Annotated in this window: 16 protein-coding genes and 2 pseudogenes; 6 read left to right on the top strand and 12 right to left on the bottom strand. The window is 41.6% G+C overall.

Going from position 1 to position 15314, the window contains the following annotated elements:
- Positions 1 to 196 (top strand): annotated as a pseudogene (locus AYJ08_RS23790) (nitroreductase family protein); the annotation flags it as partial.
- Between the two features lie 98 nt (positions 197 to 294).
- Here the strand turns inward: AYJ08_RS23790 and AYJ08_RS03355 are convergent.
- From AYJ08_RS03355 to AYJ08_RS03325, 7 genes are all read right to left on the bottom strand, one after another.
- Positions 295 to 1719, bottom strand: a complete 1425-nt coding sequence (locus AYJ08_RS03355) for a hypothetical protein (protein WP_064016584.1) — start codon at positions 1717 to 1719, stop codon at positions 295 to 297.
- A gap of 67 nt (positions 1720 to 1786) precedes the next feature.
- The gene (locus AYJ08_RS03350) at positions 1787 to 2752 is read right to left on the bottom strand and encodes a DMT family transporter (protein ID WP_064016583.1); all 966 of its coding nucleotides are present in this window, start codon (positions 2750 to 2752) and stop codon (positions 1787 to 1789) included.
- 168 nt (positions 2753 to 2920) lie between these two features.
- Positions 2921 to 3991, bottom strand: a complete 1071-nt coding sequence (locus AYJ08_RS03345) for a YheC/YheD family endospore coat-associated protein (RefSeq protein WP_064016582.1) — start codon at positions 3989 to 3991, stop codon at positions 2921 to 2923.
- A gap of 110 nt (positions 3992 to 4101) precedes the next feature.
- Entirely contained in the window at positions 4102 to 5013 is a 912-nt protein-coding gene (locus tag AYJ08_RS03340) for an RluA family pseudouridine synthase (protein WP_064016581.1), read from the bottom strand.
- The gene (locus AYJ08_RS03335) at positions 5010 to 5750 is read right to left on the bottom strand and encodes a glycerophosphodiester phosphodiesterase (protein ID WP_064016580.1); all 741 of its coding nucleotides are present in this window, start codon (positions 5748 to 5750) and stop codon (positions 5010 to 5012) included. Before AYJ08_RS03335 ends, AYJ08_RS03340 begins: the two co-directional genes overlap by 4 nt.
- 129 nt (positions 5751 to 5879) lie before the next feature.
- Entirely contained in the window at positions 5880 to 6263 is a 384-nt protein-coding gene (locus tag AYJ08_RS03330; protein WP_255365446.1) for a thioredoxin family protein, read from the bottom strand.
- A 19-nt stretch (positions 6264 to 6282) separates the two neighbouring features.
- Complete coding sequence (locus tag AYJ08_RS03325; RefSeq protein WP_064016585.1) at positions 6283 to 7185, bottom strand: LysR family transcriptional regulator; 903 nt, start codon at positions 7183 to 7185, stop codon at positions 6283 to 6285.
- A 153-nt stretch (positions 7186 to 7338) separates the two neighbouring features.
- Here AYJ08_RS03325 and leuC point away from each other — a divergent pair, with 153 nt between their 5' ends.
- The 4 genes from leuC to AYJ08_RS03310 all read left to right on the top strand — a co-directional run bounded on the left by leuC (position 7339) and on the right by AYJ08_RS03310 (position 10641).
- Entirely contained in the window at positions 7339 to 8757 is a 1419-nt protein-coding gene (gene leuC / locus AYJ08_RS03320; protein WP_064016578.1) for a 3-isopropylmalate dehydratase large subunit, read from the top strand.
- A 133-nt stretch (positions 8758 to 8890) separates the two neighbouring features.
- Positions 8891 to 9484, top strand: coding sequence for a 3-isopropylmalate dehydratase small subunit (gene leuD / locus AYJ08_RS03315; protein ID WP_064016577.1), 594 nt, complete (start codon positions 8891 to 8893; stop codon positions 9482 to 9484).
- Positions 9485 to 9867: 383 nt separating this feature from the next.
- A complete protein-coding gene (locus tag AYJ08_RS22735) occupies positions 9868 to 10263 on the top strand; it encodes a beta/gamma crystallin domain-containing protein (protein WP_369799659.1) in 396 nt (131 codons plus the stop codon).
- An 81-nt stretch (positions 10264 to 10344) separates the two neighbouring features.
- Positions 10345 to 10641 (top strand): beta/gamma crystallin domain-containing protein, encoded by a 297-nt coding sequence (locus AYJ08_RS03310; RefSeq protein WP_064016576.1) that lies wholly within the window; start codon positions 10345 to 10347, stop codon positions 10639 to 10641.
- A gap of 260 nt (positions 10642 to 10901) precedes the next feature.
- Here the strand turns inward: AYJ08_RS03310 and AYJ08_RS03305 are convergent, their stop codons facing one another.
- Positions 10902 to 11840 (bottom strand): helix-turn-helix transcriptional regulator, encoded by a 939-nt coding sequence (locus AYJ08_RS03305; RefSeq protein ID WP_064016575.1) that lies wholly within the window; start codon positions 11838 to 11840, stop codon positions 10902 to 10904.
- 121 nt (positions 11841 to 11961) lie between these two features.
- Between AYJ08_RS03305 and AYJ08_RS03300 the strand changes: the two genes are divergently transcribed.
- Positions 11962 to 12411, top strand: a complete 450-nt coding sequence (locus AYJ08_RS03300; protein WP_064016574.1) for a VOC family protein — start codon at positions 11962 to 11964, stop codon at positions 12409 to 12411.
- Between the two features lie 129 nt (positions 12412 to 12540).
- On the opposite strand, the gene AYJ08_RS03295 is transcribed toward AYJ08_RS03300, so the two are convergent.
- The 4 genes and pseudogenes from AYJ08_RS03295 to AYJ08_RS23785 form a co-directional block, all read right to left on the bottom strand.
- On the bottom strand, positions 12541 to 13470 hold the full coding sequence (locus AYJ08_RS03295; RefSeq protein ID WP_064016573.1) for an MBL fold metallo-hydrolase: 930 nt from the start codon (positions 13468 to 13470) through the stop codon (positions 12541 to 12543).
- A gap of 73 nt (positions 13471 to 13543) precedes the next feature.
- Positions 13544 to 14245: a DsbA family oxidoreductase gene (locus tag AYJ08_RS03290; RefSeq protein WP_255365445.1), complete on the bottom strand. Its 702-nt coding sequence runs from the start codon at positions 14243 to 14245 to the stop codon at positions 13544 to 13546.
- A 56-nt stretch (positions 14246 to 14301) separates the two neighbouring features.
- Positions 14302 to 14739, bottom strand: coding sequence for an Rrf2 family transcriptional regulator (locus tag AYJ08_RS03285; protein ID WP_064016571.1), 438 nt, complete (start codon positions 14737 to 14739; stop codon positions 14302 to 14304).
- 371 nt (positions 14740 to 15110) lie between these two features.
- Positions 15111 to 15314: pseudogene (locus tag AYJ08_RS23785) on the bottom strand (YolD-like family protein); the annotation flags it as partial.

The raw sequence follows: 15314 nt of genomic DNA, 5'->3' as shown, positions 1-15314 counted from the left end.
TGGCTTCTATCCTGACAAAGCCCGTGAGCTACTGAAGATTCCAGATGAATACGAGATTGAAGTCGTTATCGCTATTGGTTATCAGGGAGAAAAAGAGGCCTTATCAGAAGCTTTTCAAGAACGTGAGATGCCTAATTCTAGACGAGAATTGGCCGAAACCATTTTTGAAGGCAGATTTGGAGCTCCATTTTCCTAATCATATGAAAATAAAATATAAGGAAGCCCCTCTACCGAAAAACCACCGGTACATCAAGAAGACCAGAGTATCTCTTCACGCCTCTCTGGTCTTTTCTTTCAAAGTAGAAGAACAGCAACGATTGTTGTCGCCCCTAGTCCGATTAAAACCGGGATCAAGTTGCGCCTCGCTAACTCAAACGGACTGACACCACAAATGGCTGCCGCTGGGATTAACGCCCAAGGAACTAGAGTACCACCACCAACCCAAATGGCTGCTACCTGACCTAAAGCCGTAAGAGTGGCAACACCATCATACATCGAAGAAGCAAAAAGATTGGACACCGACCCAGCCAAACTAATACCGGAGAATCCTGAGCCATCTAAACCAGTTATAATTCCGACTCCCGTAACAGTCGCTGCTGCTACTTCCTTGGTTAACGGAATGGTCTGAGCCAAAGCAATCCCAAGATCATTCACTATTCCCTGAGATTGAACAGGTAATATTTCACCAAAAACCTTGATAAAACCACTATCTCCCATGTAAAAAAAGGCTGCTATTGGAATAACAGGCCCAAACACTTTGAAGCCGAATTGAAACCCTTGGATAAGATACTCTGTAGTCTTTTCCAAGCCCCTTTTTTTGTGCATAAACATAGTGACGAGCAACATAATTGACATGGCTGTGCCACCAACTAAAGCTGTTGCATCCCCTCCCCTTAGATCAAAAAGCCACATAGCTATCACATCTAAGGCAAACAAGACGGGAACTAAAATAGAAAAAGCAATACGCACTGGCTTCGAAAGCAAGAGAATATCTGATGAAGCATCCTCCCTTATTTCCCCGTTTTCCTCCACAAAAGCTTTATTTGGCAACAGTCCTGAATCGGCCTGCAATTTTCCATTTTTCATATCTCGACGTAACAAATAAAACGCAACACTTGTTGAAACAAGTCCCATGACCATGATTAAAGGGACGCTTGCACGTATGACATCCTCCACTGCTATTCCAGCAGCTCCTGCAGTAAGGGAGGGTGCGCCTTGAATAATAAAATCACTAGATAATGCTATCCCATGACCAAATAAATTCATCGCTATGGCAACGCCTATTGCTGGTAACCCTATTCGAACAGCAACAGGGAGCACAACAGCACCAATTAAAGCCACTGCTGGTGATGGCCAGAAAAACCATGAGATCACCATCATACAAACCCCAATGATCCAGTAAGCTGGGCCTGGTGCCTTGATAAAAAACGTCATAGGTGTAATCATTGTTTCATTTACTCCAGAAACTGATAATACTAGACTCATGGCAACAATTACGCAAATAATGAGAATGGTAGGTAATAGCTCATTGATAGCATAAATGAAGCTATTAAAGATTCCCTCTACTGCTGTATACAAGGAGCCACTTGCCACAAAACCCAATACAGCAATCCCTACTATACTGATAAGACTTGTGTCTCTCCTCAGCACCATTAGCAAAATAATGAGCAGGATAAAAAAAACGTATATCCAATGAAGCCATCCAAACTCAACCTGCATCTGTTCCAACACCCCTCCCCTTTTGTACCATATGCCTATAGGAGAGGGTGGGTGAATGCACATATCTTTATTTCAATTGTTTTCCAACTTTTTCCACAGGATCTGTAGCTGATGTTGCAGACCGTTGCTTATTAACAATGATAATGCCCCCAGCTACACAAACCAGAGCAACTAATACCACAAGATGAATGGCTTCTTGTAGCATAACGGAGGAAAGAAGAACTCCAAACACGGGAATCAAAAATAAATACATGGAAACATTCCCTACTTTGTTGTACTTCATGATGTTGTTCCATAATACAAAACCAGCTCCTGAAATAAATGCCAAATAGAGCAACATCAGGCTGGTGTCCCAATCAAACTGAAAAGGCATTATCCCTACCTGGCTAGCTCCAACTGCCAGTAAACCTAATCCCCCTAGTAGCATTTGATAAGAGGTCAAATATAGAATATCGAGATGAGCTGCTTCCTGCTTTGACAAAATATTTCCCAACCCACCGCAAAACATAGCAGCCAATAAACAAATCTCTCCTATTCCAAATGTGATTGCCATTGAACCTCCACTCGGCAAATTAACAATAATAACACCTAGAAACCCAATCGCTAATCCCACACATTTTCGAATACTTAATGAATCATTTTTATACATGAAATGAGCTAGGATAATCTGAAAAAAGGAAGTAGTTCCTGCAATAATCGAGCCTTGAATTCCTGAACTATAGCTAAGGCCAATATAAAAAAAGATATATTGCAAAAATGTTTGAAAAGCTCCTACCTTTATCAATCGCTTCAAGGAGCCTGTTTGGTATGCTACCTGTTTACGAAGCAAAAGCATCACCAATAAGATTCCAAGAGCAGCCAGCACAAAACGATATCCAGCAAAAAGCATCTGTTCAAAGATATCTGACTTTGCGATCTGTAAATGCTCATAGCTTTTTTTAATAAACGGGAAAGAACTTCCCCATAAAAAGGTAGTGACTGTGGCAGCAACAGCTATACCCGCGGGATGTGTAAAGAATTTTTCAGCTTTCATAAATTCGTTTCTCCTTCTACTCCTGTCAGCTTTTATAACATGTAGTATTCCTTGTCCATTCTCGAAACGAAAAAAAGCAGGCGGTAGCCGGTCAGTTCCTTAGAACTCGGTCGCCTGAATATTTGTATTCCCGTTGCATTCGAGGTAACTCGTGCCACCAAAGCTGTGCTATTGTTGTGAAGCCAAATACTTTGCATAGTGAATGGGACGTTCAATCGCTTGCTGGTAGGTTTTCATTTGTCCTAATTCCCGGAAAATTTCCCGGCCAGGCTTAGGATTTACCTCGATCAGCCAAATAAGTCCATTTACATCGATGCCAATATCAAGGGCAAGCTCCAGCATCCGACCAAAATGCCGTTCGACTGTGAGAGCTGTCCGTTTTGCTAATTGATGACACTCATTTTTAATCATCTGTGCTCTTTCTGCTCCAAATAACGATTCCAAAAACGAAGCTAGTTCTTTTGCCTGTCCCCCACCATGCAGATTAGAGGTAGCTGAATGAATTGGACCAATTCGAACACCCATTCCAGTCACATCCCAGACACCTGTTTGTTCCTTCTGAATGAGTAAACGGACATCAACTGATCTTGCAGGTAGCAGGTCTATGTGCAAGCCTTGCTGTACAATCCATTTATCCTTCCTTTTCCATGTATCCAGCCATTTGGTTGTTTCCATGAGTGTTTTACATGTAGCTTTAATTTTCTTTCGCTGATCATTTCTTCCCAATAGCTCATAATGATTCTCTACACGTTCCACCTTTACGATTCCTCTGCCACCCGTACCATTGACTGGCTTTATATACACAAGAGAATAGCTTCCTAGCAATTTTGCTATTCTCTCTTCTGTATACAAATAGGTTTCTGGTAGCCACTTTACCATAGAAGGCTCTGCGGACAAAACCTGGTGTACCTTCCATTTGTTAGCGAGTCGATTATTTGCATAATGCATATGATTTCGCTTACGAAAATCTAGATATTTTTTGAAAGCTTGATCAGATCGATATCGAAAGCGATCAATCACTACATCCGGCCACGGAAAGCGTTTAGAAAGCCACCCTTTGTCACGGGACCAAATAAATCCTTGCACTAGCTTCGCTTTTTCATCTACATCTTGAGGGGAAAACAGGTACAGAATTACTCCCAATCGCTTTGATGCTTGGAATAGCTTTTTAAAATAGCCAGGTTCTGCAAACGTCCGTCCTGATCGCCAGGTTAGCACACCGATGATGGTTTTTTTCATACCATCGCCCTTTCATGTGATCTCTAGGCATTGTATTCATTATACGGACATTCGTTTCCTGACTTTCAGCTTTTTCTCTAGGGGTTGTCCTAAAAGGACTTTTTATTGCTTTATAATCGAGTCTTAAGCTCTTGTAAATCCTGTGGCAGCTTTGCTGTGACCTCCACATGCTCCTCCCCAAATGGGTGGATAAAATGAAGTTTCGCTGCATGTAATGCTTGTCTATTTTGCAGTGCTTGATTTTTTCTAGCACCATACAAAATATCCCCGAGCAATGGATATCCCAAATAAGCGAAATGAACACGAATCTGATGAGTCCGTCCTGTATCAAGACCACAGGATACTTGTGTCGTATCACGATAGCGTTCAATCACATGAAAATGCGTAATAGCTCGGTCACCTTGAGGCGAAACACGTCTTCTCGTTGCATGATGACGATCTTTTCCTATAGGCGCATCTATTTTACCTTGTTCTTCTTGCATGATTCCTTCCACAAAAGCGATGTACTGGCGAGAAATATCTCGTCTTTCCAATCTCTCAGCAAGCATAGCTCCTGCGAGCGGATGTTTCGCATACATCACGAGTCCAGATGTATCTTGATCCAAACGATGAATATGTCGAACCTTGTTCTTTATGTTCTGTTCTTGAAAATAGCCGGCTACCCAATGATCTAATGTCTCATGGTGAGTAGGCTCGGTAGGATGTAAAAGCAAGCCCGCCGGTTTATCAACAATCAAGATATGATCGTCTTCATAGGCAATTTGTAAATAACCCTTGACTGGCTCTACTCCCAGTTCCTCTTCCTGACAAACGCGGATCGCAATATGTTGTCCGCTTTCTGTTTTTTGGACTTGGGTTGCTGGTTGGCCATTGACCATAATCTCTTTGTTTTGAAATAAAAGGTGCGCTGTTTTTTTCGGAAATCCCCATCTTTTTCGGAGTAAGTCTCCAAAAGAAAGAGCAGCCTCTTGTTCACCTAGCGTGCCAAGAAGCCACTCTCCCTCTCTTTTCATTGAAATCATGCCGTACTTCCTTTCTTTGAAAACCATCTATCGGGATGATTGGTGCAGATATGCACATGCGATCCAAATTCAGCTAACTGTCGCATATGTTCTGGATCATCTACCGTCCAAGCTATGATATGATATCCCCAATCCCTCGCTTGGTCCACAATCTCTTGGGTTAGATAAGGATACGCGAGCGATAACACGTCGGCCCCGATATGCTGAGCTTGTTCGTGCAATAAAAGTGGCATTCCATAAATCAACGGTCCCACCTGCAATCGTGGAGCCAATCTTTTTACGTGATAGACGCTCTGATGTTGAAATGATGTAATGATCACATGTTCTTCCATATCATACTGTTCGATTAAACGGATCACTTTTTCTTCCAACACCTGCTCCTTGCTTGCCACCATCTGCTTTAGCTCTATATTAAGCCATTTTTTCTCACGATTGGCAATGAGCACTTCTTCCAAGGAAGGGATCGTCTCGCCGACAAATTGCTTGTTGAACCAACTGCCTGCATCGAGAGAACGCAACTCTGCAAACGTATGATCCTTAACCCATCCAGTTCCATTCGTGGTACGTTCCAACGAATAGTCGTGAATAACCACAGGAATTTGGTCCTTTGTTAGCTGAACATCAAATTCAATCCCATCTATGTTTGGGTGTTCAAGTGCCATTCGGATAGACGCCAAAGTATTTTCTGGAGCAACTCCTGACCAACCCCGATGCGCGATGCATACATTGCTTCGCAAGCTCAACCCTCCTTGAAAGAACTCCTGTTTTCCCTCATTGCTTATAGTTATGAGCATTTCCAGCAAAATCTGCTCAAATTGTTTGCAAAAGCTATAACGTCCTTACATTTTTAAGAGCGAGTTATTGCTTTAAAGTTCTGCGCTAATTTGCACGGAACGCTCTAAAAATTGCTCGATCTCTTCACGACTTTTAGCTAATTTGCTTACAAAACGTATGACTTCCTTGCCATTCTTGAACGTAACAAAGCTAGGGATACCCATGATCTCTAACTGCTGAGACAATTCAGGAAGGTCATCACGGTTAACTGCTATCATATCCAATTGTTCTTTATAGGCTTCCTCTAACTCCGGCATAAACGGATCGATCCGAAAGCAGTCAGGGCACCAAGTTGTATAAAATTTAACCACAACCGGTTTGGAAGAACGGATGGCTTCTTGGAATGCTTCTTCTGTTTTAATCTCTTTCATGTATGTATCCTTCCTTTCCATGATGTTTTGTTGATAGTGTAACACACCTGCCACTTTTTTGTCTCTACACCAGGTTTAGTGAGTATTGCTTTCCGGCTAAGGCTATCTCTTCGCGTAATGCTAGCATTGGAGCAGATAAATGCTTATCTTTATGGGATGCGACTACTAAGGTTCGATTAGGGCGCGTTGATAGATGCACATAAGCGGGACAGACGTTACCGTTCATTGAGCCAGTAATCATATGAGGCGCAAAAGAAACTCCCATTCCTGATGCTACTAAAGCTTGCACCGTCTGAATGTTGGAGCTTTCAAACACTACTTTAGGCATAAAACCCGCCTGCTCGCACAATGAGAGGGAGATGGTACGAAATCCTTGCCCCTCTTTTAACAGAATAAATGGTTCATCTGCCAATGCCTTTAAATCAACAACCGGCTCCTCCGCAAGTGGATGCTGAGGTGGCAAGGATAAATATATTTCCTCCTGTAATACCGGCATTGTTACTATTGCTGGATGTTGTATCGGCCTTGTTAGCAAGCTCATATCCAGCTTACCATTCACCAGCATTTGCTCCAGATTGCTGGATGTATCTTCTATTAAAGTAACCTCGATGCGAGGATAGCGTTTCGTAAAGGCTGAAAAAGCTTCCGGCAACACAAAAGCCCCTGTGATCGGAAGGCTACCGACTACGATTCTCCCCGCGTTCCCTTCTGCAAATTGAAGCATTTCACGTTCTAATGCATCTGCTTTCACAACGAGTTCAGTGGCTAATTGTAGAAATCGATTGCCCGCATCAGTTAACTCGACTCGTTGTGGCAATCGCTGAAACAACAGAACGCCCCACTCACGTTCTAATTTTGCAATTTGTTGACTAAGCGATGGTTGTGCTAAATGAAGCTTCTCCGCTGCACGAGAAAAGCTTTTTTCTTGTGCTACCATCAACACATATCTTATTTGTCGCAATTCCATCTCTGTCTCCACCACCTATTCTTTGCTTCCTTCCATACATATAGGTAATTCCTATCCATTCTATAATCATTATATCTTTGTGCTATTTACTTATCCATGATACAACTAAAAAAAAGCAGGAACGCGATTACAATGTAGAGGAGAGGAAATACGATGAAAGCACGCACACTTTTGGAAAAAATCTGGGATCAGCACGTCATTCACGAAGAACCGGGAAAACCTAGCTTATTATATATCGATTTACATTTAGTACATGAAGTAACCTCCCCACAGGCTTTTGAAGGTTTACGCCTAGCTAATCGGAAGGTACGCCGTCCCGATCTTACTTTTGCAACGATGGATCACAACGTGCCTACGAAGAACCGCTACCTTGTAGAAGACCCCATTTCACTAAAACAGATGGAGACCTTAACCAATAACTGTCGAGATTTCGAAGTACCACTTGCAGATTTAGACAGCCCAGATCAAGGAATTGTCCACGTTATTGGACCAGAACTAGGGTTAACTCATCCGGGTAAGACAATTGTTTGTGGAGATAGTCATACCTCTACACATGGAGCTTTTGGCGCTCTTGCTTTTGGCATCGGAACCAGTGAGGTTGAACATGTATTGGCAACACAATGCTTGCAGCAAGCAAAACCAAAAACAATGGAAGTCCATGTCAAAGGCCCAATGCCACTAGGTGTCTCTGCGAAAGATTTAATTTTGGCTATTATCGCAAAATTCGGCACTGACTTTGCCACAGGCTATGTTATTGAATATACAGGGGAAGCTATTCGTCAATTGACAATGGAAGAACGGATGACAGTTTGCAACATGTCCATTGAGGCTGGAGCACGTGCAGGTCTGATCGCTCCGGATGATACTACTTTCGCATACTTAAAAGGTCGCCGGCATGTTCCCCAAGGAGAAGCATTTGACCAAGCTGTTGCTGTATGGAAAGAGTTGGTGACGGATGAAGGTGCCGAATATGATGCTTACATTGAGCTTCATGCAAGCGAGATTGAGCCACAAGTAACCTGGGGAACTAGTCCCGGTATGGGAACCGGCATCACTAGGAACGTCCCTCATCCTGAAGAATTTATGAGCCAAACCGAACAAAAGGCGGCACGAGATGCCCTTGCTTATATGGGATTAGTTGCAGGTACTCCCATGACCGACATCATTATTGATCGTGTGTTTATTGGCTCCTGTACAAACGGACGGATAGAAGATTTGCGCCGTGCCGCCGCAGTAGCTAAAGGTCGCAAGGTATCCTCCAAGGTTAATGCCATGGTCGTGCCAGGGTCACAAGCAGTCAAGGAACGTGCTGAACAAGAAGGATTACATCAAATCTTCATTGAGGCTGGCTTTGAGTGGCGGGAATCTGGTTGTTCCATGTGTCTTGCGATGAATCCAGATATTTTGTCACCAGGTGAGCGTTGCGCTTCCACCTCTAACCGTAACTTTGAAGGCCGTCAAGGGCGAGATGGACGAACTCATCTTGTAAGTCCTGAAATGGCGGTTGCCGCCGCAGTCGCAGGTAGATTCGTTGATGTCCGTCAATGGCTAAACACTGCTTCTGTCGTGTGAATATACGTTAGGACTTCGAATTTTGCAAGTAAACAGCTTACCCTTGCAATGGTTAAGTCAATCAAGACGTAACAGGTAATTTTGTTGTAGAAAAGCATAAGCTCATCCCTACATGTAAAAGGAGGCACTATCCATGGAACCATTTGTAAAAGTAACTGGTTTGGCTGCTCCCGTCGATCGGGCCAATATTGATACAGATGCTATTATCCCCAAACAATTTTTAAAGCGCATTGAACGTACAGGCTTTGGTCAATTCTTGTTTTATGAATGGCGCTTTACGATTGATGGCGAGCGAATCGATTCATTTGTCCTCCATCAGCCGCGTTATGAAGGAGCAACGATTCTTCTTGCACGCAATAACTTTGGTTGTGGCTCCTCACGCGAGCATGCACCTTGGGCGTTGTTAGATTTTGGATTTAGAGTAATCATTGCACCGTCCTTTGCAGATATCTTTTATAATAACTGCTTTAAAAATGGAATTTTGCCAATCAAATTAACAGAACAACAGGTAGAGGAATTGTTTGCACGTACGGAAGCTACTGAAGGTTATACATTAACCATTGATTTAGAAAATCAAGTAGTAGAGGATGACAGGGGTCTCTCCTATCCTTTCGAAGTAGATCCTTATCGCCGATATTGCTTGTTACATGGTTTGGATGATATTGGAATTACTTTGCAACAAGAAAACAAAATTATGGCTTATGAACAAAAAATGCCTGCATGGTAGGTAGTAAATAATTGAGACACAGAGGAAAAGGGTTCACCAGAGGTGGGCCCTTTTTTCATTATGATAAGTCTCTCATCGCAAAACAGCTTCGTTTTAAGCATAAATAGATTTCCTTGACAGCATATGATTGGTTCTCATTTTGCTCTCCTAGCTTTTTTCATTTAGAATCCCGCTATTAAAGTTCTTTCCTTATTCTTCATCTACGGAGAACCTACTGCTTGTAAATTTCTAAAATCTATTCATTCACGAAGGCCTTGTTGAAAAAGAATATATCAGATAAGAGAACGGATAAAATAGTTGATCTGGCTAACTCTGGCCTCTAAAAAGCTCCTATTCCCCATCCTTCCTCGTATTTCAAAAATGACCTAGGTCAATGCACATAAATGGCAATTAGGCATACATTGTATGGATTAAAAAAAAGTATTGGAGAGGTGTTCATGTTTTATAATCCGTATCATTATAATCCGCATTATGATAACCCGTATCATTATTTAGAAGTTCAGCAACGTGTCAATCGTTTTTTTGAACATATAGACGGAAACGGTGCGTCTTTCACTTTGAATTCGGGAGATAGTTTGTCATACGTGGGGGATCGTTGGAATGACAGGATTTCTTCTGTACGTGTCGCACCTAGAACTCTTGTGGTTTTATATGAGCACATAAATTTTACAGGTAGCACAAAGATACTTGAAAATTTAAGAAATCGATCTCGTCTCTTCAACATTCATGAAGATTTTAATGACATGGTTTCATCAATTAAAACTTTTCGACTCTGTTAACTAATAAAAAGGTGCCCCCAGTATCCAGACTGAGGGCGTTTTTACTATAAGTCTATATAAAAATATAATGGAGGTATGCTGGTGTTTTATAATGATGTAGAAGTACAGCATCCTGTCAACCAATTCTTTGAAGGTATAAACGGAACTGGTAGGTATTTCAGTTTAAACTCAGGTGATTCAATGGCAAACTTGAATTTTTCAGATAATACTTCTTCTGTACGTATCGCACCTAGAACTCTTGTCATTTTGTATGAGCACATAAACTTCCATGGTGATGTCAAGATACTTGAAAATAGAAGCAATATTTCACTTCTATTCAACATTCACGACGATTTTAATGACAGAGCTTCATCAATTAAAACTTATCGAATCTGCTAAATAAGAGATAAATGTCACCTGTACCCAGTCTGGTGATGTTTCTATGAACCAAAGCGGTGATGTCAAGATAAGAAACCCTTTCTAAATCGTTATAGTTACGATTGGATAAGACGGAAATCCATCTGAATATTAACCTTCAATCAAAGAGAGCCTTCAGCATTAGTCCATCGACATCGATGGTAGTAGATAATTTCCTACTTTCAGTTTCGTATCGTTCGCAAACAAAAGGAAACGGCATGTCCTACAGTCTGCATGCTGTTTTACAATTTTTGATAGTGATGTAAGAGCTTCTCTATTCTATCTTGGATCATTTGTTTTAATGATTCAGGCTTCACTGATATAACAGCATTACCATATCTCATGAAATAGTTAGCTATAAACTCTTCTTCTCCTAGATTATAAAATCCCCTAATGACTGTTTTATTACCATTTTCTATTTTCATAGAAGGATAATGTTCTTTATAAAAAATATCTTTTGCTTGTTCTACTATCTCTACTTCAAAGTCAATACTCATCTCAGATTGGTAAATTTCTAATGAACGACTAACGAGTTCATCTATAGAAAAATGAGATTTGGTTTCCTCTTCTTCTATAAAGGTTATTCGATCGCATCTGAAAACTCTATATTTATTCGTATTTACCTCTATTCCAGTAGCATACCATTGACCAAACTTAGCGGAAATTTTGAAAAATTGAACATGGTAACTTTTTTTCTGATTGCTTTTTATATATTGGATCTTACAGTTACTCTCATTAAGAATGCTTTTTAGAATTTTATCTAAAAAACGACTACTATTGTTATGCTGATATATTTCAAATTGTAGGACTTTTTTCATCTTGTGAATCTGCTGTGTTTGATTTTTTGAAAGACAGTTTTCAAACTTTTCATTCAGTTTGTTAACACTCAAATGAAATGGTGTTGATTGATAAGATTCTAATGTCACCATTGCAAAGTACAGAGCATACACTTCATCAATAGTAAAAATAATGGGAGATAACAATCTATTTTTTAGGATACCATATCGTCCATTTCTGCCATGTTCTGAAAAAATTGGCATACCTAATTGTTCTAATGAACGAATGTCACGTATAGCTGTACTTTTTGAAATTTTGTATTTATCCATTAGGTCATTTAAATTAAAAAACTCTCGATTGTTTAAGTATCTTATCATGTCATTTAATCTTTCTGATTTCTTCATTTAAATCCCCTTATAAAGGTGTCATGTTTTGATACCTTTATAGTTTATCATAAGCTCAAGGTAAATATTTAAATTTATAAGATATCTACCTAAAATCATTTTATAAAAGGGGATTGTTACCATGAGTACAACACTAGAAATAGCTATTTTCTTATCAATGAACGGAAAAGCAAAAGAAGCTATTCATTTTTACAAAAACCATTTTAACGCAGAGGAATTGTTACTTGTTACCTATCAAGATATGGCAAAACGTGACAGCTCCATACAGCTTACTGATGAAAATAAGGATTATATTTCTCACTCTGTCTTATCAATCGGAAGAACAAAAGTAATGATAGCAGAAGATACAATGAATATCAGTGAAGAGTATACAGTTGGTAATAACACTTCACTATGTATGCAAAGTGCTGACTTGGAAGAAATTAAACATTTTTATAACAGCTTACTTACAGATGATAGAGTGAAAATCATTGTCCCTTTATCTAAAAATGTGTTTAGCAAAGCATACGGTATTATTGAAGACCCGTTTGGTATTCAAATACAATTAATGTTTGATGATAGATTACAATAAGAAATTATCGACGTATACGCGTCAGCGAATCGTAATTATAAAAACGCCCGGGTCTAAACCCGGGCGCCTTCATAAGCCGCAGACAGTAGTTAACCATCTCCGCATCTAACTAGCGGTTTCGGCGTTAAATCATGGCCAAGAACGCTCACCCTTGATCACCTGGGCGCTCAGTTCCAGATCACTTGTGTTCTTCAAGTCCGGATGGGCCTTTTGCATCGCCGCAATCAGCTCAGCGGAGTTCTTGGCCTGCTTTGCAGCAGCTTCAAATTCCACAATGTAGTCACGGGTGAACTTGACGTTGGATACATCTTCAGAGCTCTTGTTCATGTAATGGCCCGGGATAACTCGTTCAGGCTTTAGGGCAAGAATCCGGTCCAGAATCTCCCGCCAGTGGTCACGGCTCTCTGGAGTCTGGTTATCTGCCATCCAGACATGCAGGTTCTCGTAGATCGGCACTCCACCTAGGATAGTCTTTTTCGACGGAACCCAAAGAACTGTGTGAGACGGATCAGAACCGTCGAGACCAATCACCTGCACGGTTTGGCCATCAACCGTTAGCTTATCCCCGTCAAGGACATCAGGGACGATCAGCGCAGTCGGGGCGTTTTCTTTCATGATCGGACCCCAGAATTCGCTCTTAAGCTTGATGGTTGCCTTGATCCCTTCCACAGTAGCCGGGGTGGCAACGATCTTTACGTCAGGAAACGCCTCACGAATCGCCGACAGGCCGAAGTAGAAATCCGGATCCTTGTGGCTGATATAAACTGTAGTCAGTTTCTTGCCGGTTTCGCGGATCATCTTAACCAGTTGCTCAGCGTTGTTTTTTTCGAACTGAGCATCGACGAGCAGCACCTCGCTCGGCCCTTCGATCAGGTTCGATGTAACGGAGAAGAGGCCGTTTTCTCCAGGGTTGAACGGCGTAATCTTGAGTTCAGCCGCCGGTTTTTGAGTTCCTTCGCTCGCAGTATTCGTCTTACTTGGCTCGCTGGAGCATGCGCTCAGCAATAGCGTGAAACAAAGCAACAAAATAACTCCTATTAATGATTTCTTGCTAAACATCGGTAAATCTCCCTCTTCCTAATATTGATAACGATTATCAAAACTGTAACGTAACGCCGTCAGCACAAGCTTCTCACTCAGATTCACTTCCGGTATCGTCCAACACGTTCAACGACTGCGATTCCTTCCAAGCCGTCTGCAAAGCATTGAGAAACATGTCGGTTGACTGCGCCCCCGATACAGTGTATTTGCGGTCGATGACGAAGAACGGCACTCCGCTGACGCCAAGCCGGCTTGCTTCTTCCTCGTCCGCGCGCACGTCGGCGGAATAATCATCGCCAGCAAGCACCTTGAGCGCTTCATCGCGATTCAACCCGACCTTCACCGCTAATTCAACCAGCGTTTCGTGGTCGCCCAAATGCCGGGAATCGGTAAAGTATGCCTGGAACAGTTCCTGCGCCATCGGGTTCATTTTGCCTTGCTTGAATGCGTACTTCGCCAACCTATGGGCATCGAATGTGTTCGTCAGAATCAAGGTGTCAAATTGGAATGTAAGCCCGACTTCCTTCGCTTTACTACTAAGATTTTCGTTCATCGCAATCGCTTGATCCCGGCTCATGCCGTACTTGGCGACCAGCATGTCATGCACGTCGTAATCCACGTCTCTCTGTGCTTTCGGATCAAGCTCGAAGCTTCGGAAAACAACCTCAACATCGTCTTTGTGCGCAAATTTATCGAGCGCTGCTTCGATCCGTTGTTTGCCGATGTAACAGAAGGGACAAGCAAAATCGGACCAAACTTCAACTTTCATTCTGGGAACCTCCTTTCCATTTATTTCGAGATTTGCAGTTGTAACAATTTAAGTTACAACAACTCCAAAAAAAAATGGGTTCACTTTTTCATGTTAATATGTTCGGCAAGTTCGGAAAGTAACTCATGCATCGTTATGTCAGCCAGGATCGCTTCCATGGCGTTTTGGGCCCGTCTTACGATCAGTTCCAGAACGGCTTGAATGTTCGCACCGACCGGACAGTCGGGATTCGGCTGTTCATGGAGATGAAAAAGCTCACCTTTCTCCACGACTTCCGCCGCTCGGTAAACATCCAGCAGCGTAACCTCTTCCAGCTCTTTAAGCAAAAAAGCACCGCCTTTGCCAGCTCGAACGCCCGCCAATCCCGCTTTCTTTAGCTGCCCGAGTATTTTCCGAATGATAACCGGATTCGTTCCGACGCTACCAGCAATCCATTCCGAGGTGCAGTGTGCATCCTTGGCTGTAGAAAGCAACGAAAGAATGTGAACCGCTATGGAAAATCTGCTGCTTATTTTCATCACTGACACCCTCTCGATGTAACTATTATAGTTACAACATATAACGAGTGTCAAGAGGGATTTTGAAATTGTTAATTTTGTAAAATGAACTTCGATATATTTCATCGTTTTCGTTCAGATATACTGTTTTTAACAAAAATGTTCCTATTTTAATCATTTGTGGAACTATCTAAGAATGTTTCCCGGTATTTTACATGCGTTTGTCCCAAGGTTTTTAAAGATATCCTTTTAGCATCAACAACTACATCGGTATAGTAGATCCCTTTGATGCTCTTATTAATATCCTCTCTATCGCATATTTTATACAGGTATCCACTAAAAATTCCTATCATTCTTTAACTTGATTTATTTAAACGTTGAATCAAATTTATCTACCACCCCCAAGCAGCCGCAATTACTCCCCCTACCTTCTTTTGTCTCTTTCCTCCTGCTAATCGTAGGGGCATTGTCATACTCACGTGATCAGATATCCTGTAACAAAAATCCACTTCAGCGATCCTTTTCTTATCCTCATGAAGCTGACATAACATTTCTATATGCTCTGGCAAAATAAATTTCGTTACAAGTGGATCAAG

The sequence above is a fragment of the Brevibacillus sp. SKDU10 genome, assembly GCF_001645205.1.
GTDB classification, from domain to species: Bacteria; Bacillota; Bacilli; order Brevibacillales; family Brevibacillaceae; genus Brevibacillus_B; species Brevibacillus_B halotolerans.
The sequence above is the reverse complement of the archived record's forward strand: the minus strand, read 5'-3'. Positions and strand labels throughout refer to the sequence as shown.